Annotated in this window: 23 protein-coding genes; 18 read left to right on the forward strand and 5 right to left on the reverse strand. The window is 47.6% G+C overall.

The window, feature by feature from the left end; genetic code table 11:
- Positions 1-11: 11 nt before the first annotated feature.
- The 8 genes from hda (at position 12) to ACXAF9_RS02765 (ending at position 5,843) form a co-directional block, all read left to right on the forward strand.
- The gene (gene hda / locus ACXAF9_RS02730) at positions 12-722 is read left to right on the forward strand and encodes a DnaA regulatory inactivator Hda (protein ID WP_475070034.1); all 711 of its coding nucleotides are present in this window, start codon (positions 12-14) and stop codon (positions 720-722) included.
- 9 nt (positions 723-731) lie between these two features.
- Positions 732-1,409: a TIGR01621 family pseudouridine synthase gene (locus ACXAF9_RS02735; protein WP_475070036.1), complete on the forward strand. Its 678-nt coding sequence runs from the start codon at positions 732-734 to the stop codon at positions 1,407-1,409.
- Between the two features lie 5 nt (positions 1,410-1,414).
- Entirely contained in the window at positions 1,415-1,627 is a 213-nt protein-coding gene (locus ACXAF9_RS02740; protein ID WP_475070039.1) for a hypothetical protein, read from the forward strand.
- A gap of 14 nt (positions 1,628-1,641) precedes the next feature.
- Positions 1,642-2,436: a tRNA cyclic N6-threonylcarbamoyladenosine(37) synthase TcdA gene (gene tcdA, locus ACXAF9_RS02745; RefSeq protein ID WP_475070041.1), complete on the forward strand. Its 795-nt coding sequence runs from the start codon at positions 1,642-1,644 to the stop codon at positions 2,434-2,436.
- A 111-nt stretch (positions 2,437-2,547) separates the two neighbouring features.
- Positions 2,548-3,411 carry a hypothetical protein gene (locus ACXAF9_RS02750; RefSeq protein WP_475070043.1) on the forward strand — a complete coding sequence of 288 codons (864 nt, stop codon included), beginning with the start codon at positions 2,548-2,550 and terminating at the stop codon, positions 3,409-3,411.
- Between the two features lie 71 nt (positions 3,412-3,482).
- Positions 3,483-4,481, forward strand: coding sequence for an oxygen-dependent tRNA uridine(34) hydroxylase TrhO (gene trhO / locus ACXAF9_RS02755; protein WP_475070046.1), 999 nt, complete (start codon positions 3,483-3,485; stop codon positions 4,479-4,481).
- Positions 4,481-4,801, forward strand: a complete 321-nt coding sequence (locus ACXAF9_RS02760) for a hypothetical protein (RefSeq protein WP_475070048.1) — start codon at positions 4,481-4,483, stop codon at positions 4,799-4,801. Before trhO ends, ACXAF9_RS02760 begins: the two co-directional genes overlap by 1 nt.
- Positions 4,802-4,946: 145 nt before the next feature.
- Positions 4,947-5,843 carry a GGDEF domain-containing protein gene (locus tag ACXAF9_RS02765; RefSeq protein WP_475070050.1) on the forward strand — a complete coding sequence of 299 codons (897 nt, stop codon included), beginning with the start codon at positions 4,947-4,949 and terminating at the stop codon, positions 5,841-5,843.
- A gap of 88 nt (positions 5,844-5,931) precedes the next feature.
- Here ACXAF9_RS02765 and hisC read toward each other — a convergent pair whose 3' ends face one another.
- From hisC to trpB, 3 genes are all read right to left on the reverse strand, one after another.
- Positions 5,932-6,993 (reverse strand): histidinol-phosphate transaminase, encoded by a 1,062-nt coding sequence (hisC, locus tag ACXAF9_RS02770; RefSeq protein WP_475070053.1) that lies wholly within the window; start codon positions 6,991-6,993, stop codon positions 5,932-5,934.
- Between the two features lie 114 nt (positions 6,994-7,107).
- Complete coding sequence (trpA, locus tag ACXAF9_RS02775; RefSeq protein WP_475070056.1) at positions 7,108-7,881, reverse strand: tryptophan synthase subunit alpha; 774 nt, start codon at positions 7,879-7,881, stop codon at positions 7,108-7,110.
- A complete protein-coding gene (gene trpB / locus ACXAF9_RS02780) occupies positions 7,878-9,110 on the reverse strand; it encodes a tryptophan synthase subunit beta (RefSeq protein WP_475070058.1) in 1,233 nt (410 codons plus the stop codon). Before trpB ends, trpA begins: the two co-directional genes overlap by 4 nt.
- A 273-nt stretch (positions 9,111-9,383) precedes the next feature.
- Here trpB and ACXAF9_RS02785 point away from each other — a divergent pair, with 273 nt between their 5' ends.
- The 5 genes from ACXAF9_RS02785 (at position 9,384) to ACXAF9_RS02805 (ending at position 12,368) form a co-directional block, all read left to right on the forward strand.
- Positions 9,384-10,349: a hypothetical protein gene (locus ACXAF9_RS02785; protein ID WP_475070060.1), complete on the forward strand. Its 966-nt coding sequence runs from the start codon at positions 9,384-9,386 to the stop codon at positions 10,347-10,349.
- Between the two features lie 10 nt (positions 10,350-10,359).
- On the forward strand, positions 10,360-10,887 hold the full coding sequence (locus ACXAF9_RS02790; protein WP_475070062.1) for a GTP-binding protein: 528 nt from the start codon (positions 10,360-10,362) through the stop codon (positions 10,885-10,887).
- A 2-nt stretch (positions 10,888-10,889) separates the two neighbouring features.
- Positions 10,890-11,297, forward strand: coding sequence for a roadblock/LC7 domain-containing protein (locus ACXAF9_RS02795; protein ID WP_475070064.1), 408 nt, complete (start codon positions 10,890-10,892; stop codon positions 11,295-11,297).
- A gap of 41 nt (positions 11,298-11,338) precedes the next feature.
- Positions 11,339-11,695, forward strand: coding sequence for a hypothetical protein (locus tag ACXAF9_RS02800; RefSeq protein WP_475070066.1), 357 nt, complete (start codon positions 11,339-11,341; stop codon positions 11,693-11,695).
- 103 nt (positions 11,696-11,798) lie between these two features.
- A complete protein-coding gene (locus ACXAF9_RS02805) occupies positions 11,799-12,368 on the forward strand; it encodes a TetR/AcrR family transcriptional regulator (protein WP_475070068.1) in 570 nt (189 codons plus the stop codon).
- Here the strand turns inward: ACXAF9_RS02805 and ACXAF9_RS02810 are convergent.
- Positions 12,362-13,855 (reverse strand): M48 family metalloprotease, encoded by a 1,494-nt coding sequence (locus ACXAF9_RS02810; RefSeq protein WP_475070070.1) that lies wholly within the window; start codon positions 13,853-13,855, stop codon positions 12,362-12,364. The two genes, ACXAF9_RS02805 and ACXAF9_RS02810, sit on opposite strands and share 7 nt — an antisense overlap.
- 67 nt (positions 13,856-13,922) lie before the next feature.
- On the opposite strand from ACXAF9_RS02810, the gene ACXAF9_RS02815 reads away from it, so the two are divergent.
- Positions 13,923-14,168 (forward strand): sulfurtransferase TusA family protein, encoded by a 246-nt coding sequence (locus tag ACXAF9_RS02815; RefSeq protein WP_475070074.1) that lies wholly within the window; start codon positions 13,923-13,925, stop codon positions 14,166-14,168.
- A gap of 38 nt (positions 14,169-14,206) precedes the next feature.
- The gene (locus ACXAF9_RS02820) at positions 14,207-15,286 is read left to right on the forward strand and encodes an AI-2E family transporter (protein WP_475070078.1); all 1,080 of its coding nucleotides are present in this window, start codon (positions 14,207-14,209) and stop codon (positions 15,284-15,286) included.
- Between the two features lie 52 nt (positions 15,287-15,338).
- On the opposite strand, the gene ACXAF9_RS02825 is transcribed toward ACXAF9_RS02820, so the two are convergent.
- Positions 15,339-15,806, reverse strand: coding sequence for a peroxiredoxin (locus tag ACXAF9_RS02825; RefSeq protein WP_475070081.1), 468 nt, complete (start codon positions 15,804-15,806; stop codon positions 15,339-15,341).
- Positions 15,807-15,949: 143 nt separating this feature from the next.
- Between ACXAF9_RS02825 and dapA the strand changes: the two genes are divergently transcribed.
- From dapA to ACXAF9_RS02840, 3 genes are read left to right on the forward strand one after another with little or no spacing between them, the layout of a single operon-like run.
- Positions 15,950-16,828, forward strand: coding sequence for a 4-hydroxy-tetrahydrodipicolinate synthase (gene dapA, locus ACXAF9_RS02830; protein WP_475070084.1), 879 nt, complete (start codon positions 15,950-15,952; stop codon positions 16,826-16,828).
- A gap of 9 nt (positions 16,829-16,837) precedes the next feature.
- Positions 16,838-18,199 carry an outer membrane protein assembly factor BamC gene (gene bamC / locus ACXAF9_RS02835; protein ID WP_475070086.1) on the forward strand — a complete coding sequence of 454 codons (1,362 nt, stop codon included), beginning with the start codon at positions 16,838-16,840 and terminating at the stop codon, positions 18,197-18,199.
- Positions 18,200-18,222: 23 nt separating this feature from the next.
- Positions 18,223-19,164 carry a 2-hydroxyacid dehydrogenase gene (locus tag ACXAF9_RS02840; protein WP_475070091.1) on the forward strand — a complete coding sequence of 314 codons (942 nt, stop codon included), beginning with the start codon at positions 18,223-18,225 and terminating at the stop codon, positions 19,162-19,164.
- Positions 19,165-19,182 lie beyond the last annotated feature (18 nt).

Genomic DNA, 19,182 nt, shown 5'->3' on the forward strand with positions numbered 1-19,182 from the left:
AAAACAGATCGATGAACAGCGCTAAAGCGCCTCAGCAGATACCACTTGGCATCTCTCTCCGGGATGAAGCTCGATTTGAAAACTTTCAAGTCGGGCCAAACGGCCTGGTGTGTTCTCTATTGCGTCAAGCCAGCGAAGGGCAGGGCGAGCCGTTCATGTACATCTGGGGGCAAAGTGGCGTTGGTTGTTCTCACCTGTTGGAAGCCGCCTGCCATCATGCTGAGCCCCATAAACGCACGTCTGTGTATCTTCCCCTTAATGAATTAATGGTCATCTCCACGCCAGTCGTTTTAGAGGGGATGGAGCACCTTAATCTGGTCTGTATCGACAATGTTGAGGCCATTGCAGGCCATAAAGAGTGGGAAGAAGCTGTTTTTCATCTTTATAACCGCATCCGCCAAGAAGGCAATATGCTGATTGTGGCGGCTCAGGTGCCACCAAGGCAGTTAAACATCCAGTTGCCGGATCTTCTCTCGCGACTCAGCTGGGGTGGTGTATTCCAAGTACATGAGCTCCCTGATGATGATAAAGCGCCAGCATTGGCTTTGCATGCCAAGGTGCGTGGTTTTGATCTGAGTGATGAGGCGGCGCGTTATTTGGTGCATCATGCCAGTCGTAACATGAAAGATTTGTGTCGTATGCTAGAGCGCCTGGATCAGGCTTCCCTGACCGCTCAGCGCAAAGTCACCATCCCGTTCATCAAGCAAGAGATGGGCTGGTAGCCACTGACAATGTCTGGCTCTCTCTCTGAGTTCCCCGTTATTTTTGATTCACCGGCGTTTGTTGTTATCAATAAACCAGCCGGTGTGTCTGTGCACAAAGATCAAAGCGATCTTGGCTTAGTTACCCAGCTTGAGCAGCAGTTATCGACCTCCCTTTTTTTGGTTCACCGGCTGGATAAAGAAACCAGCGGTTTGCTTGTATTGGCGAAAACCTCTGAGGTGGCCACGCAGTTTGGTCGTCTTTTTGAATCAAAATTGATCGAGAAACACTACATTGCACTTTCTGATCAAAAGCCCAAAAAGAAACAGGGCTGGGTAAAAGGGGATTTGCTCAAAGCCAGACGCGGGGCTTGGAAACTCTCCAAAAGCCAAGAGAATCCGGCGATTACCTATTTTGAATCCTGCTCGGTTGTACCTGGTGTGCGTCTGTACGCTGTGAAGCCAAAAACGGGGAAAACGCATCAGATACGTGTGGCGCTTAAAAGCGTGGGTGCGCCGATCATGGGGGATCGATACTATGGCGGCAGTTCAGCGGATCGGCTCTATCTACACGCATGGCGCCTGAGCTTTACCCTTTTTGGTCAGTTCTTTGAGTTTGAAGCTTGGCCGCAGTCGGGTGATGGCTTTTGTTCGGCTTTAGAGCAGGATACGGTTAACACCTTTTTACGATCTACAATGAAACAGTGAGCGTTATGGCAGACGAAACAGCACGCAATTTTTTTGCACGTGACCCAGAAGAGCAGCAGGCCTTTTTAACCCAAACCTGGTGTAACCAGTGTATGGAGGCCGACCTTGGGATGAGTGACCCTAAGGAATACGAACTCAATGGGACCATTTTCATCGAAGGCAAATGCGTAAAGTGTAAGTCTCCTGTCTTTACCGAGTTGACGGACGACGACATCTAATTCTGGAGTACAGCATGTCTGATTTTGATTCGCGCTTTGGTGGTATCGAGCGTCTTTACGGTCAGTTGGGGATTGATACCTTCCGCCAAGCACACGTTGCTGTGATTGGTATTGGTGGTGTGGGTTCCTGGGTGGCTGAGGCCTTAGCGCGCTCAGGTATTGGGGAGGTCACCTTGATCGATCAAGATGATATCTGCATTACCAATGTAAATCGTCAAATTCATGCTGTGACTGAATCCGTTGGCCAGATGAAAACCGAAGTGATGGCCAGTCGAATGCATACGATTAACCCGGAATGTTTAGTGCATGAGGTTCCGGAATTTATCACCAAAGATAATGTGGCTGATCTCTTAGATGATTCCATTAGCTATGTTGTGGATGCGATTGATTCGGTAAAAGATAAAGCCGCGGTCATCGCGCATTGTCGTCGTCACAAAATCCCTGTCATCAGCGTTGGCGGGGCGGGTGGACAGTTGGATCCGACCCAAATTCGTGTTCAAGACCTATCAAAAACAATAAATGATCCATTAGCCGCTAAAGTTAGGTCCTTCCTCCGCCGACACTATGGTTACAGTAAAAGCGGTAAGAAGTTTGGCGTGGAGTGCGTTTTCTCGGAAGAGCAACTACGCTACCCACAAGCTGATGGATCTGTTTGCCACCAAAGACCGCAAGAAGAGGGCGCTACACGCTTGGATTGTGCGGGTGGTTTTGGGGCTTCGACGGCGGTTACAGCCACCTTTGGGATGTTTGCGGTATCTCGTGTGTTGAATAAATTGGTGCATCGGGCGCACCTAGAAACAGATCTATAAAAATTTTTTACCGTTAAAGGTGTATTAACTTTACCGGTCAAGTTGTGTTTTTGAATCGCAAGGGAGGTTGTATGCGGATCAGGGAAGGCCGGCCTTCATGGATTTGACACGATGGTGCATAGAACAAGCGATCATAACGAGCTTCACACTAAAAAATACGCATTAACGGATGCAGAAGGGCGCCTTCAGGCACACTATCGAATCAAGGATCTACCCTACCTACTTGAGCACCCAGATGCTCGGTTAGAAGAAGCTGAAGAAGGCTACATTGTATTCCACGAATCCGCTGGCAAGTTGATCGAAGCTTTATTGGGTAACATCGACCCTGCGCCATTGATCATTCGCTTTGGTGTAGGCGGAATTACAACCGAGCTACAAAGTCCGTTTGATATTTCCCCCAAGGGGCTAGAGTCTCTTTGGAAAAAAGAGCGACCTATCTGCCATTGGATTCGCCAGCAGCAGTTTGAAATCGAACATGTCTCTTCACTGGGTTTACGCTATGCCATAACCCATGCGGCCCTCAGTATTCGTGAAATTACGGGTATGACTCGCGAGCAAGCCATAGATGCTCAGTGCTACCATGCCTATTTGCGTCAGGTGTTTGTTCGGGCGTTTAATTTGTACGGCTTATATCCACTCAAGAAAGAGGAGTTGGGCCTTAAGGGTTTGGACCCGATTGCGCAGCTGGTGCAGTCAGAGCATGTGTCGCCGCTTCGTTGTAATGCGCATCAATTGGGTGCTTGGGTTCAGCAAGAGTTTGATCAATATCGACTCTCTTTCGAGTCGTATTCCGTCCTTCGGCATTTGCCTTCACGTTTGTCGCTAGTGGAGCAACTTAAGGAGCGGGATTGGCGCTCGTTATTGCAGGCAGAGCTTGCTACCAGTTGGATGAATGGCGAAAGCGGCCAGTTGCTTGAAGAGGTCCTTGAATCACTCAATAAATTGGCGAGAGACGCCCAGCGTCGTAAGGCTTAACTCAAGGCAGACAAAACCGGAGCTTGCTAGTATAATCGCCGCCTTTCTTAACAGCGTTACCGGAATCGATTATGGCAAGCTCGGTTGTTTGTGCACTTTATAAATTCGTTTCACTCCCGGATTTTGAAGCAAAGCGTGAACCTCTTTTAAACGTCATGCTAGAACATGGCATCAAGGGTACTCTTTTGTTAGCTCACGAGGGTATAAACGGAACCGTCTCGGGCTCTCGAGAGGGTATTGATGCGTTGTTGGCGTGGTTAGAAACTGACGAGCGCTTAGCACCAATCGAATACAAAGAGTCCTACCACGAAGTAGAGCCTTTCAAGCGCACTAAGGTGAAACTCAAAAAAGAGATTGTTACCTTAGGTGTAGAGGGTATCGACCCTAATAAAGTGGTCGGCACTTATGTAGAAGCCAAAGATTGGAACGATCTGATCAGTGATCCTGATGTCGTTTTGGTTGATACCCGTAACGATTATGAAGTTCAGGTCGGCACGTTTAAAGGTGCGGTCAACCCCGATACGGAGACGTTCCGCGAATTTCCGGAATACGTGGCTAAAAATCTAGATCCGTCTAAGGATAAGAAAGTGGCTATGTTCTGCACGGGCGGTATCCGCTGCGAGAAGTCTACGGCCTTTATGAAACAGCAAGGCTTTGATGAGGTTTACCACTTAAAAGGCGGCATCCTTAAGTACTTAGAAGAGGTCCCAGAAGAGCAATCTATGTGGGAGGGTGAGTGCTTTGTGTTTGATGATCGCGTCACGGTGGATCATCAGCTCAACAAAGGGCATTACGATTTGTGCAATGCGTGTCGCCTGCCGATCACCGAAGAGGACAAAGCCTCTGATCAGTTTGAGCAAGGTGTCAGCTGTCCGCACTGCTTTGGTAAACACACCGAAGAGCAGCTTGAGCGTTTCCGTCAGCGCGAGTATCAAATGCAACTGGCACGCGAGCGTGGCGAAGGGCATATCGGTTCGGACGCATTGCAAACAATGCAAGAGCGTCGCCAGCAAAAAGCGCAAGAACGCGAGCGTCAAAAGGCACTGAACGCCGCTAAAAGCGAGTCGTAATGCAGAGCTACACCCTGCTTGGTACCGCTGAAATCCCCATGGATCAAACGCAATGGGTGGCCTTTTGGTTATCAAAGGGGTTTCAGCATCGCGAAACGGAGTGGGGTGGGGTACTGCGTTTTGAGGCGCTCACGGTTGAGTATGAAACCGATTGGGAGCCTGTTAAAAACGACGTAAACGCCTTCTTGTTCAAAGGGCAGCTGGTCGATGATCTTAATTTGCCAGTGCTTTTTGTCGATTACATCCAATCGCTGGGTGGTCAGTTAAACCTCGATCTTTTCGGTGATGCGGTTCGTCTTGTGCGTCGTTTTGTTCTTTAGTTTAAGTTTTTCTCTTTTTGAGCGGCAGATCAGCATTTCTTATCTATACTTTTCCTAATTTTGGTTTTTTTAGTGGGCTTTTTCCGGTAAAACTTTACACTAGAAAAGCGATAATAATTTCAGGGATATGGATTTGGAGAATATTATGACCGGGCAAACTGAGCTATTTGGTAACCCCGCCCTGTTGAAAGCGATTGATCAAATCGTTTTTGTATTAAACGATGTGGGTGATGTGGCACAGGTTCACGCAGGTGAATCGGATTGGCTTAATGAAGAGCTGTTTATTGATCGATCATTTTGTAGCTTGTTTGACCCTATTGACGCTGAGAAGATCAAAGCCTTGATCGATCAGGCCGTAACCACCGATCGCGTCCCAACCTTAAGCTTGTCTATCAATCCAGATCACTGTATCGACTGGCGTGAAGCCGGTCTTGATCAGAATCGCAGCTTCAAATTCACGTTCGCATCCGATGATGCCGATAAGGTGTTGGTGTTAGCGCGTGATATTACCGATCAAAAGCTGATGTCACATAAGCTGTCTCAACAAGCGCAGCGTGATCCTTTAACCGGTGCTTTTAACCGCCGCTCGCTAATGACGGTTCTTCAGCACTCTGTCGCTCAGGCGCAGCGATACGATTGGTCTTGCTCAGTATTGATGATCGATATCGATCATTTCAGTGACTTTAACGACCGTGAAGGCTTGGATGCGGGGGACTTGCTACTGCAAAACTTTGTGACCGCTCTTCACGGATTTAAGCGTACAGCGGATTTCTTTGCCCGCTTTGCGGATGATCGCTTTGTGATGTTTTTACCTGAAACGAATCTAGAGCAAGGTATGATGGCCGCTGAGCGTGTGCGTGTCCTTGCGGACAATTTGGAAGTGCCAACGCCAACGGGTGTGCTGTCGTTCACAGTGAGTATCGGTGTTGCGTCCTTGATGAATGCAGAAGACACCCCAGAAACAATGCTTAAGCGAGCTCAAGAGAACTTGTTTGTCGCTAAGCAATCGGGCTCAAACCGTATTGAGGGTGAAACCAAATAATTACGCCGCGTTAATGGCTATAAAAACCGGTGACTGGGTCCCAGTCACCGGTTTTTTTATGGTTGAAAATTCGTTTTAGCCTTTGATATTACAGGCTTGGGTGGGCTTTCAGGCAATCAATCAGCGCTTGCATCTCTGCCTCGGTCCCGATACTGATTCTTAAAAAGTTATCAATCCCATCTCGTTTGAAGTGTCGCACGATGATGTTGTGTTCGCGCAGGTAAGTCATCAGCTCGCCGCCAGCAACCCCCTTATGCTCAGTGAAGAGGAAGTTGGTTTTAGAGGGCACCACCGAAAAGCCCAGCTGTGTTAATTGATCCACTGTCCATTCGCGTGTTGTGATGATCTGCTGAGTGGTTTTCTCAAAGTACGCTTGATCCTTGAATGCCTCGATGGCGGTCGCTTGAGCAATCATATCCAAAGGGTAAGAGTTAAAGCTGTTCTTTACGCGCTCAAGCCCTTCGATCAGCTCTGGGCTGCTTAAGGCAAAGCCGATGCGCATACCTGCTAAGGAGCGTGATTTGGACAGGGTCTGAATCACGAGCACATTGGGGTAGCGATTAATCAAGCTAACAGCCGATTCCGCACCAAAATCAACATACGCTTCATCAACCACCACAACCGTATCGGTGTTGTGTTTAAGTAGTTGCTCGATATCGCTTAAAGGCAGTGCTTTGCCTGTGGGCGCGTTGGGGTTGGCAAAAATAATCCCGCCGTTGATTTTTTTGTAATCACTGATAGCAATCGAAAAGTCCGAGGTTAAAGAGATTAGTTCGTAATTGATATTGAATAGGTTGCAGTACACGTCATAGAAGCTGTACGTGATGTTTGGCATCAACAAAGGGTGTTCTTGACGGAAGAAGGCCATAAACGTATGCGCGAGCACTTCGTCAGAGCCGTTACCCACAAACACTTGGTCGGTCGTCAGATTATGGTAGTCCGCCAAGGTTTGTTTAAGCGCACTTGAGTCTGGGTCTGGGTATTTTCTAAAGTGGTCGCACGTAAAGTGACGCAATACATGTTCAACCCCAGGAGCCGGTGGGTATGGATTCTCATTGGTGTTTAGTTTAATGATGTCCGCAATTTTTGGCTGCTCCCCTGGGACGTAAGGGGTCAGTTCATTAACAGCCGGGCTCCAAAATTTGCTCATGTTGCTCTCTTAGTTTAAGTGCCTTGGAATAGGCATATGTCATAGGGCAAGGCTAACAAGGTGTTAGCCTGCAAAAGTATACTCGTAAATCACAAAGCAGGGTATGTAAAGCCATTAGGAATTAATGGCTTTCAGCAGGGCTTGAGTGTTTGATTCTAAGGCCTCAAGCCCTTTTGTGTGTGAATCAGCGTTACGGTAAGCATCCAGTAATACAGAGCCAACAATCACACCGTTAGTTAAAGAAGCGTAATGTTGGGCATCCTCTGCTGTTTTGATGCCAAACCCTGCTAAAAAAGGCGTTTTGGCGACTGATCGAACATCATCAAAATATCGCTGTTCTTGCTCTGCTAGGGCCACTTTGTCGCTGTTTCCGGTTACCCCGTCTCGTGTTACGCAATAAAGGACATCATGTGTGTTGTTGGCTAAGTGCTCCACTCGCTCGGCCTTCATCCCTGGTGTAATTAACCAGATTGGACGAATATTTTTGTTAGTTAGCGTGCCGATTAAGTGACTTTGCTCAATAGGCAGGTCTGGGATGATTAAATGCTCAACCGAGCCTTCCCACTGTTGAGCTATGGCGCTCAAATTTTGCTGGATCAGTGGGTTTAGGTAGGTCATGGCGATGATGGTTTGATTGGGAAACTCATCGGCAATGCTTTTCAAAGTCGATGCGTATGACTCAAACGAAACATCATGCTCAAGCGCAGTGTGACAGGCTTGTGTAATGCTTGGGCCGTCCGCAACCGGGTCTGAGAAGGGGTATTGGACCTCTAAGTAATCAATACCTTGATTCAGGAGCGTGCGGATCATGTCCAAACTCTTTTCGGTGGTTGGATAACCATAGACGCAGTGTGCCATGAGCTTTTTGGTATCGTGTATCGCGTTCATGAGGTGGTTCCTGGTCGATGAGCTTGGAAGTCATTTAAAAAATCGTAGAACGGTTGGTCATCTAAGGCGCTTGCGATGTTGAAAATGTCTTTGTCACCACGCCCAGAGAGGTTAATAACAATCGACGCGCTACTTGAACGCGTAGAGGCTTCGCGAAGCGCACCGGCGACGGCGTGGGATGATTCCAGTGCGGCAAGGATACCTTCGTTTTTGGCTAAGCTTTGGAATGCTTCGATCACTTCGCGATCGTTCGCGCTGATCATACGAACTCGATTCTCGTCTGCCAGTTGGGCCAAAATGGGAGATACGCCCACGTAGTCTAAACCTGCCGAAATAGAATGGGTTTTCTGTAGCTGGCCATTATTATCTTGCAAAAAACGAGTGGCATACCCTTGGGCAATGCCGAATTTTGCTTGGTCGGTGTTAAAGCGCTTGGCGTGCTCTCCTGGGTTGTCGCCTAGGCCGCCGGCCTCTACGCCGACCAGTTCGACATCATCATCAATGAACGGCAAGAAAGCGCCGCAGGCGTTACTGCCGCCACCGACACACGCATAGACAGCATCGGGTAGGCGTCCTATCTGCTCAAGGCTTTGCGCTTTTATCTCATCGCCAATCACGGACTGAAAGTAGGACACCATCTCGGGGAATGGTGCGCAGCCGCAACTGGTACCGATCAAATAGTGGGTTGTAGCATGGTTAGCGGCCCAGTCGCGCATCGCCTCATCGAGCGCGTCTTTAAGCGTAGCGCTGCCCGTTGTTACAGGGATGACGGTCGCGCCGAGCTGTTTCATCCAAAATACGTTGGGGTATTGGCGTTCTATATCGCGTGCTCCCATGTAGATGGTGCAATCAAGACCTAAACGTGCGCTGATCAGCGCGGTCGCGATGCCATGCTGCCCTGCACCTGTTTCGGCAATAACACGTTTTTTCCCCATAAACTGAGTTAATAGCGCCTGACCGATCACATTGTTCATCTTGTGAGCGCCGCTTTGGTTTAAATCTTCTCGTTTTAAGTAGATCTGAGCGCCGCCAAGTTGACTCGTTAGATTCTCACACAGTGTGAGTGGTGTAGGGCGACCAGAATAGTGTTTCCACTGCTGGTGAAGCTGTTTTTTAAACGATTCCGACTGTTTGGCTTGCTCGAAGGCTGTGAAAAGCTCCTGCTGACTGTTCAGGAGGATTTCAGGGATGAAGCTGCCACCATAAGGGCCGTAAAAGGTATCTTGCATGATCTACACCATTAATTTAACTATACCGTATAGTTAAATTAATGAATGAGTGGTGGATTTGTCAAGCCAGGAGTGGACAAATGACCAACTTAGGCTAGCTTGTAATCTGATGAACTCTGTTCAATAGATGGTGTCTATAAAAGCATACAAAATTTGTGTTATTCAGGTTTTGTATGGTTTGCTGAAGATAGTATGTATCTGTGGTTGTGCAATGGACGCGCATAAAAGAATAGGGAAGTTGTTAGGGCACAATCATTTATAGTCGAGGTTGACTTGGAGCAATTCAGCTTTTATCTGTCAGGGACTTCTGACACAGAAAAGGCGATGGTCGAAAAACAGTTATCTGTTATGGCTACTTTTCTGGATGCAAAATGGAATTTGATTAAATCGAGCGATGCTTCCGAAGTTGACCTTGAGTTAGTCCTTTCCACAAATTCGGAGCCGGTTTCTTCTCGATTACGCATCGAGCTATTAGAAGATCGCGAATTTGTTGATCCTGATTTTGTATTCGAGAAGCCGATTCGGGCCCTTAATTTGGTGTACATGCTAAACGAGTCTCGGTTGCGTTTAGGTGTGCTCAATAAACAGCAACGATTGTCCGTTTCACAAGAAATGGATCACTCACATGACGCAACAACTGCGCCTCAGGTTGCTGTTAATGCCGTGCACTGGCAATCCGCAGCTAAGTGGCTTGCCGAGATATCCGCTCTGGAGTGTGTATATCAGTGCAATGACGTCTATTTAGTTTCTTCGCCCTCGAAGAAATTGTTTAAAACAAATGCGTTAAGTAAAGACCAATTGATTCAGGTTTTATCCGAAACATCATTGGATGCTTGGAATAAATCCGATGCGTTGTCTATCCTTAATTCATGCTTGGATGTGTCAACCAGTAGTTTAATCTGGTCGGTGGCGCTTAAAGAAGCGGAGTATGCCAAAGAGCATTGGTTGGATAAAAATGCTTTATACCGTTTAAAACGTTGGCCTCAATTAGGTGTTTGGCCATCCACAGCAGAGATGTTTAAGTTATCTTCTTTGTACGGGCGTAAGTCGGCAAGCATTAAGACGGGTGTAATGGTGTCTGGCGCAGTAGACAGTGAAGTAGCGCTATTCCTACATGCATGTGATTCAGTAGGTCTCGGCGTAGAGATATCGGATCAGGAAGTTGATTCGGTCAAGAACCCACCTATTGATGCTTCACTGGCGGTACTTCAGGCGTTCAAGTCCAAATTAGGCATTTGAGTAGACCGATATGTTACTGAAAGTTGTTTTTGCAGGCCCAATGGGGGCAGGGAAGAGTACTGCTATCCAGGTGCTTAGCGAAATAGCCCCTGTTGTAACCGAGGCGAAAAACACCGAGCGCTTCAAGGTAGATAAGCCGACGACAACGGTCGGAATGGATTATGGCGAAATCAGCCTCGGCGACGTGGGCAAAGTTGCTCTTTTTGGCGTCCCCGGTCAAAAACGTTTTGATTTTATGTGGCCCATTTTGGTCAAGGGTGCCATGGGCGTTGTTTTGTTGTTGGATTGCACGCAAGAGAATTATTTAGAAGAGCTCGATGAGTTTATAGATACCTTCAGTCAGTGGGTAGATCCGAGCTGCTTCGTCATTGCTTTAAATCGCTCTACCGAAGAAGACCTTAATGCTTGTAATGTTTTGGTCGCTAACAAGGAGTTGGTGATGCCAGTTTTTATGGCTGATCCAAGAAGTACAGAAGATTTGACCGTGCTGCTGCATGTATTGATCTCCAATGCAGAGCTGCGATTTTTACTGGATTAAGTATGAGTGATAACACCTACCATCAGGCTGAAGCGATTGAAACAATATTAGCCGGCCGAGTGTCAGATAGTGAAGGCCTTGAGTTTATGTTGCTGGCTACCTCTGACGGATTTTTGATAGCAAGTTCAGGCGTAGAGAGGTCAGGTTCCGACCGCGAAGCCAGCCGTTTGGCAACTATGGCCGTCTCCTACAGTGGTCTTGCTCATAGTCTTGCAGCTGAAAGTGACATGGGCGAAGTGCTAGGAGCCTCGATCGAAACTGAGCAGGGCAAGATGCTGGCTAAGATGATTTTTTCTAAAGAGCAAGATTATGTGCTGTTGGCGTGTTTTGATAAGACGGTCAACGGTGGTATAGCGCATTGGACGGTTCAAAAGGCCTACGATGCAATTTTAAAGGCACTTAACCTCTAAGTGCTTAGCGTTTAACCCTGACAAGGATAAGGTACACTTCCATGAGTAAGATCGACGAGAGTTTGCAAGAGCTATTAACACTGGATGGCGCAATGTGTGCAGCTCTAGTGGACTATAACAGCGGTATGATGTTGGGTTCGGCCGGTTCCGGTTTGGATTTAGATGTTGCAGCGGGTGGTAACACAGAAGTAGTACGCGCAAAAATGAAAACCATGAAGATGTTGAACCTGAATTCTCACATCGAAGACATTCTGATCACGCTGTCCGATCAGATCCACTTAATTCGCCCATTGGCTTCTGACCGTGAGTTGTTCGTTTACTACGCCCTGAACGGCAGTGCGAACCTTGCACTGGCGCGTCGTAAACTGAAAATGGTCGAAGCTGAACTGAAAGTTTAATCGTAAGCTTCTTTTAAAAGGCGATCAGCGATAGTTCGATCGCCTTTTTTATTATCTTAAAACAGCGTACCCTTGCCAAAAAATGCATTAATTAAGGATTCTTGTGCCCAGTCGCGGTAGACCTTCAAAGAAAAGCCATATCATCGAGAGTGCCGGCCAACTGTTTTGTGAGTTAGGTTATCAAGGAACATCGATTGATTTGGTTGTGCAGCAGGCTGAGGTTTCTAAGCCGACCGTTTACAATAATTTCCCGTCTAAGTTGGTGCTGTACAAAGCATGGCAAACATCTGAGCTAACACGCTTGTTGCTCGAATTAGACCGTTGGTCACTGGAATGGTGTGACCTTCAGAATGTGCGTGACAAGAAAACGACCAGTCTTTATTGGCAATCCTTTTACGAACACCTTTTCAATGACAAAGCTTTTTTGGCGATCACACGCATCGTCAATGGCGAGCCGTACAAGCTGAATGAAGATATCCGTGCCCCTTATCAGTCGTTCCTTGAGGATGTTAGGCGGGGTGCAGAGCGACATCTAATGACGACTGGCGAGTTAAGTAGTGATCGCTCAGTAGTGGCTCAGTTGGCGTTTCAGAATTGCTTGTCGGTTCATTTGTTGGGTGTTAAGCCAGCTTTGGATGTAGACACAATGGTCAACTGTAAAGCTGATCAATAATCCATCTTCATCGCATCCCGCACTTCACGTGTCTCTTGTTCTAGCTGAGTCAATCTTCGCTCGGTGGATTCACTCTTGTCTGAATCTCTTTTGGCGTAACGAATCTGCTGATCCGCTCGATCGGTTTGTCCAGTCAATAGAAAGTACTCGATGCGAGTAAAGTGCACATTCATAGTCTGTCCAGCTTGACCATAGGCTTCCGACAGCAGGTACCAGTTATCGACATCGTTGGGTGATTTGCGGGTCAGAGCCTGCATCTCCCGGATCGCCTCTTGAGTTTTGCCACTATTGAAATAGGCCTTAGCAAGATATTTCATGACCGTGTAGGTATCTGGATAGTCATCGTCCAGCCGCTTGAGTAAGCTGATCGCGCTGTCGTATTGACGATTATCGATCAAGCCATCAGCCTTGCTGATCAGGACTGAGGGGTGGCGTTTCCAGCTGCTGGGTAAGCGATTAAATTGCGCTTCCGCAAGCTGTACTTGGCCATTGTTGTAGGCTGTGACCATGTAACCATACAGGTTTATCGGGGTGGGGGATTGTTCAACATTACGCTGATAGTTCTGTAGTAACGTGCGCTGGTTTTCCGTGTAATGGATGGCAATGCGTGTTTTGGTCAGTAAGAAATCGATAGAGTCTTGATCGGGTTTGCTTGGTGTTGGTAACTGAGATGATCGATTCAATGCATCGGCTATACGCGATTGAGAGACAGGGTGCGTCAGTAAAAATTCTGGTAAACGATTGGTATCAAAACGCTGGGATTGCATCAAACGAGAAAACATTCTTGGCATCGAGCTTGGATCAAACCCAGCGCTCACTAATGTTTGCATACCAAGGCGATCGGCTTCCTGCTCGTTTTGTCGAGAGAACGCCAAAGCGCTGGATTGCTGGGTGGCAATCGTACTCGATATCGCAGCCGCACCGGCCTCGCTGTCAGCGCTTGCGACCAAAATGCTTGCTAATAATTTTGCTAACGTAAAAGGGCGGCTGCGTCTGGCTTCTTCCAGTTGGGCTGCAAAGTGTCGCTGGCTTAAGTGCGCAAGTTCGTGCGCCAGTACCGATGCGAGTTCATCCTCATGCTCGGTACTTAACAATAAACCTGCGTGCACGCCGACAACGCCGCCTGGTACGGCAAAGGCATTCAGAGTCGCGTTATCCATGACGACAAGCTCAATCCGCTTATCCTGCATTTGGCTGTGTGATACCAAATTCCAGATTAAATCGTTAAGATAGCTGTACGTTAACGGGTCATCGTATAAACGCGCTCTGCCTCGAAGCGTTCGAACCCAGGCTTGGCCTAATTGGTGTTCTTTCTGTAACGAGATAATGCCCGATGTGCTATCACCCATCATGGGGAGAAAGTCATCTGCAAAGGCGATGGGTGCGACAGACAGGGTGCTGGCCAGTGCGACTTTAGTCAATATTTGGCAAGCCCATGCCTTCATGTTGTTATCCTTACTCTTTAAACGGCGTTGAGTGCGTGTCATGATCTTATCGCATTTAGATACTATTATCGTTAGTGCGCCTAACAAATTGTTTTTATTAAGGTGAACAATGCCAGAGATCACAATTGACCAGACATTAGACGCCTCAGGCTTGCCATGCCCTATGCCCTTGTTAAAAACCAAACAAGCGCTGCATAAACTGGACGAAGGCAAGGTGTTAAAAGTCATCGCAACGGATGCAGGTTCCATTCGTGACGTGATTACCTTTGTTGAGCATTCTGACCATACGCTCTTAGAGTCGTTCACTGAGAAAGAGCCCTACCAATACATCATTCGAAAAGGCACTAAGACCTAAGAATGATCGACCGATAAGAATTAGGAAAGTAACAGAGTATGAAAGCCATTATCGCTAAATGGATCGACCGGTATTTCTCAGATGAAGAGGCTTTGTTCCTTTTCATACTGGTGGCGCTGGCGTTATTAGTCATCGCTGTATTGGGTAAACCATTAGCACCCGTGTTTGCCGGTCTCATCATTGCCTTTTTAATGCAGGGTGGCGTTGATTGGTTAAAAACCAAAAATATTCCGCACTTAGGGGCGGTTGCCATCACCTTTACAGGGTTCATGGGTTTTGTGTTAACGCTTTTGTTAATCGTTATACCCTTGGCCTGGACTCAGTTATCAAGCCTGTTTGTTGACCTGCCTCGTATGGCGCAGCAGTTACAATCGCAGTTGTTGGTTTTGCCACAGACTTATCCTGACTGGTTTACCGAGGATCAAATCCGAAACATCATCGCGTTAGCCACTAAAGAACTCTCAACGGCAGGGCAGTGGATTCTGAGTTACTCGATCAGCTCGCTGGGCAATGTCGTAACCTTGCTGGTGTATTTGGTTCTAGTGCCGATCTTGGTCTTTTTCTTCCTAAAAGATGGGCGCTCCATCGCCTCTTGGTGGGCATCGTTTTTACCGAAAAAGCGTCAGATGTTGAACAACATCTGGAATGAAATGGATGATCAGATTGCGAATTACATCCGCGGCAAAATCATCGAAATCCTGATCGTTGGTGTTGTGACCTACATCACCTTTGCCTTTTTGGGTGTCAATTACGCAGCCTTGTTAGGGGTGATGGTAGGACTGTCGGTGCTTATTCCTTACATTGGTGCGGCCGTAGTGACCTTGCCAGTGGCCTTGATTGGTTTCTTCCAATGGGGATTGGAAAGTGAGTTCATGTACCTAATGATCGCTTATGCCATCATTCAGGCTCTGGATGGCAATGTGTTAGTGCCTTTGCTTTTCTCGGAAGCGGTCAACCTGCATCCGATTGCGATCATTGTATCGGTACTGGTGTTCGGAACCTTATGGGGCTTTTGGGGCGTGTTTTTTGCGATCCCGCTGGCTACCTTGGTTAAGGCCATTATGAATGCGTGGCCTGCGGCAAGGCCGGACGAGGACAGTGTTGAAATAGTCTCGTAATCAAAAAAAGGGATGCAATGTGGCATCCCTTTTTTATGCAGATCTGATCGGTTTACAGCGCTTTAACCGCTTCCAACACCTCAAGAACGTGGCCTTTAACTTTTACCTTACGCCACTCCTCTCGCAAGATGCCTTCTTTATCGATCAGGAAGGTGCTGCGTTCAATGCCCATGTATTCACGGCCATAATTCTTTTTCAATTTGATCACATCAAAGTGTTTGCACACTTCTTCTTCCGGGTCTGTGATCAATTCAAACGGAAACTCATGTTTGGTTTTGAAATTGGTGTGGGTGCGCAGACTGTCTTTACTGACGCCGAAGATCACCGTGTCATTGGCTTCAAAGTCGGCAATGTGGTCGCGAAAGTCTTGACCCTCTGTCGTGCAGCCTGGTGTGTTGTCCTTTGGGTAAAAATAGATCAAAACATTTTTACCTTTTAGTTCGGACAAGGTTACGGTTTGGTCGTTGGTGGCTTGTGCAGTGAAGTCAGCAACAGGTTGGCCAACAGTAATCTCGGACATATCAATAACACCTCAATGTGAAAAAAGGGCAATGGCTACTACGCCTTACCGAATTATTTCGTATAGAATATCGGGTTCTATACGATATCAAAACGGCGATTGGATGAGAAAAAAGTCATCCAACTGTGATTACGGAGAATAAAATGATTACCGGCAGCCTAGTTGCGCTTGTGACCCCAATGAAAGATAACGGTTATGTTGATTGGGACGCGCTGGATAAGATCGTGGACTTCCACTTGGATAACGGCACTAACTCCATTGTTGCTGTTGGTACGTCCGGTGAGTCAGCCACTCTCGATTGTGAAGAGCATTGTGCGGTAATCAAACACGTTGTAGACCGTGTTAAAGGTCGCCTACCGATCATCGCAGGTACTGGCGCGAACTCAACGCGTGAAGCGATTGAACTGACCCGCGAAGCTCAAAAAGTCGGTGCAGACGCATGTTTGTTGGTTACGCCTTACTACAACAAGCCAACCCAAGAAGGTTTGTTCCAGCATTTTAAGGCCATAGCTGAAGAGGTAGATATCCCGCAGATTCTGTACAACGTACCGGGTCGTACTGCGTGTGATATGCAAACTGAAACGGTTTTACGCTTGGCGGACATTCCAAACATCATTGGTATTAAAGAAGCCACAGGTGATGTTGAGCGCGCGCGTGATCTGATTGCTAAGGCACCTGAAGGCTTTGCCATCTACTCCGGTGATGATGCGACGGCTATTGAGCTTATTTTGGCCGGTGGACACGGAAATATCTCTGTGACAGCGAACATCGCGCCAGCCGAGATGTCAGAGCTGTGTCGCTTAGGGCTTGCAGATGAGGCGGATAAGGCGCGTGAACTACAAGCGCGTTTAATGCCACTGCACACTAAGCTGTTTGTTGAAGCTAATCCAATCCCCGTTAAATGGGCGATGTACGATCTGGGCCTGATTGGTAAAGGCATTCGTTTGCCATTGACGGTTCTGTCTGAAGAGCAACAACCGGTTGTTCATCAGGCGATGGTAGATTCAGGCCTGATCAAATAAGGAGTTAAAGTGTTGAGCAAGATGCGGTTGCTTCCTGTTGCTGTTCTGTCCGGAATGGTCGTAACAGGCTGTAGTGTGATCGATAAAAATCCGATCTATGGCGAAAATGGCGTAATCAGGGATAGAAATCAGGAATATGAACACGCTAAGTTGATCAAACCTCTGGAGATACCTCCGCATCTGCAGGCTAAACAAACTCAGGATCTGCTGGTTGTCCCAAAAGTGGGGGTAACGGCAAGCGCTGCACAAAAAGATTACGAGGTGCCGCGCCCTGAGTTCTTCTACGCTGATACGGGCAGTGATGCTGTATCGCTTAAGCGTGTGAGTGATGGCGATAAAATCATCATAGTCGATGAGCCGATTGATCAAGTGTGGAATAAAGTCCTCGGCTTTATGGACTACAACAAGATCAAAGTAGGGGATATCAACCCCCGTGAAGGCGTTATCGAAAGTGATTGGATTATCACCGATGGCCCTCAGTATCACGCGGTGGACCGCTGGATCAAAACGCTGACGTTCCAGAACATTCCTGAAGGTACGCAAGACAAATTGCGCGTCACATTGAGACCTGAAAATAACGACCTCAACAAAACCGCGATTGTTATGCAGCACGCTCAATTCCCGAAAGATGAGACGGTATCCAGCATCGACTGGTCTAAGGATTCTCAAGATGTCGGTTATAAAACCGACATGATGTTTGAGATGCTCCGGTACATGAGCCGCGCGACCGATGCCGAAAGCCAGCAAACCTTGCTTTCTGAGCAAACCAAGACTTCGACACATCGCCCTCAGTTAGGCCGTGACTCGAATGGTCAGCCAGTCTTAAAAATTGAAGACTCGGTCGATAATGTCTGGACGCTAGTCAATCAAGCGGCTGATGCAGCTGAGTTTGATGTGGGTACACGCGATCAAAAAAGCGGCATGTTGTACATGACGTACGTAACCACGACCCCGGTCGAGAAAAAGAGCATGGGCTTTTTTGAGTGGATGTTCTCAGACCGTGGCGACATCAAGCTGAACACGGATGGCTTGGCCTCCTTGGTCGGTGCTGAAGAGGAAGACGACGGCATTCGTTACTCCTCAAAATCGGCTGAAGAGTTAATTGCCGAATACGGTGATCCAGAAGACTTATCCAAGCAAGATGGCTATAAAATCTGGCTTGCAGGTCGCGTGGTGTATGTCTTTAACTCAGGCAAGTCGAAAGGCCGTTTTGATGAAGAGCAAAACGCGTATCTTTCTGTTGGACGTTACCAGCTAGCGCTGAACCGCATGCGTTCGGGCGTGTTGGTGTCTGTGCTTGATGATCAAGGTCAGCCTGCGGATAACAACGTAGCCGAAGAGATCCTTTGGTCTTTGAAAGATAAAATGTAAGCAGCCTGTACAAGGAATCCGGTGTGAAAGGTGTTTTTCTCGACTCAAAAAGCGTTGATGATCTCTCGTTAGAGGGATTGAAAAGCATTTTTTCACACTTGGATGTTTACAGCTCGACTTCTGAATCAGATCTGTTAGCTCGTATCTCTGATGTTGATGTCATCATAACCAACAAGGTGGTTTTGGATCGACAAGCACTTGAGGGAACGCAGGCTAAACTGATTTGTGTTGTGGCCACCGGTACGAATAACATCGACCTTGTCGCTGCAAAATCGAGAGGGATAACCGTCTCGAATTGTCAGGCCTACGGGGTGAATTCGGTTGTACAGCACACCATTGCACTTATGTTGGCACTCAATACTCGGCTCGTCGATTACGATAAAGATGCCAAAGCGGGCGCTTGGGGAAAGTCGGATCAATTCTGCCTTTTGGATTACCCCATCACAGAGCTGAGCGGCAAAACACTGGGTATTGTGGGTTTTGGTCACCTTGGTCAAGGTGTGGCAAAAATCGCTGAAGCCTTTGGCATGAAGATCTTCATTGCTAAGCGCGATTCGAATGACCAGCGTGATGGTCGTGTCGATATGGACCTTCTGTTGCAAACATCGGATGTGATCACACTGCATTGCCCGTTAACCGATGAAACACGAGGTTTAATCGACCGAGCAGCACTGCAAGCGATGAAATCTACGGCGGTATTGATTAACGTTGCTCGCGGTGGCGTCGTTAACGAACATGACTTGGCTGATGCCCTTCGTGAAGGGCAGATTGCCGGTGCAGCGACCGATGTATTAACCGAAGAGCCTCCCGTCAATGGAAATCCGTTGCTGGATAGCCACATACCGAATTTGATCGTTACGCCTCATTCCGCTTGGGGCAGTGTTGAATCTCGCAGAACCATCATCCAACAAACCATCGAAAACATCACCGCTTTTCAACAAGGTGAGCCGGTGAGGGTGGTTTAATTTCCACCTCTAAAAACA

Source organism: Neptunomonas sp. ABH4_499, from assembly GCF_056160565.1.

Excerpts from the sequence above, each read along its gene's own strand:
- hda (WP_475070034.1), top strand. The coding sequence starts at position 12 with ATGAACAGCGCTAAAGCGCCTCAGCAGATACCACTTGGCATCTCTCTC.
- ACXAF9_RS02735 (WP_475070036.1), top strand. The coding sequence starts at position 732 with ATGTCTGGCTCTCTCTCTGAGTTCCCCGTTATTTTTGATTCACCGGCG.
- ACXAF9_RS02740 (WP_475070039.1), top strand. The coding sequence starts at position 1,415 with ATGGCAGACGAAACAGCACGCAATTTTTTTGCACGTGACCCAGAAGAG.
- tcdA (WP_475070041.1), top strand. The coding sequence starts at position 1,642 with ATGTCTGATTTTGATTCGCGCTTTGGTGGTATCGAGCGTCTTTACGGT.
- ACXAF9_RS02750 (WP_475070043.1), top strand. The coding sequence starts at position 2,548 with ATGGTGCATAGAACAAGCGATCATAACGAGCTTCACACTAAAAAATAC.
- trhO (WP_475070046.1), top strand. The coding sequence starts at position 3,483 with ATGGCAAGCTCGGTTGTTTGTGCACTTTATAAATTCGTTTCACTCCCG.
- ACXAF9_RS02760 (WP_475070048.1), top strand. The coding sequence starts at position 4,481 with ATGCAGAGCTACACCCTGCTTGGTACCGCTGAAATCCCCATGGATCAA.
- ACXAF9_RS02765 (WP_475070050.1), top strand. The coding sequence starts at position 4,947 with ATGACCGGGCAAACTGAGCTATTTGGTAACCCCGCCCTGTTGAAAGCG.
- hisC (WP_475070053.1), bottom strand. The coding sequence starts at position 6,993 with ATGAGCAAATTTTGGAGCCCGGCTGTTAATGAACTGACCCCTTACGTC.
- trpA (WP_475070056.1), bottom strand. The coding sequence starts at position 7,881 with ATGAACGCGATACACGATACCAAAAAGCTCATGGCACACTGCGTCTAT.
- trpB (WP_475070058.1), bottom strand. The coding sequence starts at position 9,110 with ATGCAAGATACCTTTTACGGCCCTTATGGTGGCAGCTTCATCCCTGAA.
- ACXAF9_RS02790 (WP_475070062.1), top strand. The coding sequence starts at position 10,360 with ATGTTACTGAAAGTTGTTTTTGCAGGCCCAATGGGGGCAGGGAAGAGT.
- ACXAF9_RS02795 (WP_475070064.1), top strand. The coding sequence starts at position 10,890 with ATGAGTGATAACACCTACCATCAGGCTGAAGCGATTGAAACAATATTA.
- ACXAF9_RS02800 (WP_475070066.1), top strand. The coding sequence starts at position 11,339 with ATGAGTAAGATCGACGAGAGTTTGCAAGAGCTATTAACACTGGATGGC.
- ACXAF9_RS02810 (WP_475070070.1), bottom strand. The coding sequence starts at position 13,855 with ATGACACGCACTCAACGCCGTTTAAAGAGTAAGGATAACAACATGAAG.
- ACXAF9_RS02815 (WP_475070074.1), top strand. The coding sequence starts at position 13,923 with ATGCCAGAGATCACAATTGACCAGACATTAGACGCCTCAGGCTTGCCA.
- ACXAF9_RS02820 (WP_475070078.1), top strand. The coding sequence starts at position 14,207 with ATGAAAGCCATTATCGCTAAATGGATCGACCGGTATTTCTCAGATGAA.
- ACXAF9_RS02825 (WP_475070081.1), bottom strand. The coding sequence starts at position 15,806 with ATGTCCGAGATTACTGTTGGCCAACCTGTTGCTGACTTCACTGCACAA.
- dapA (WP_475070084.1), top strand. The coding sequence starts at position 15,950 with ATGATTACCGGCAGCCTAGTTGCGCTTGTGACCCCAATGAAAGATAAC.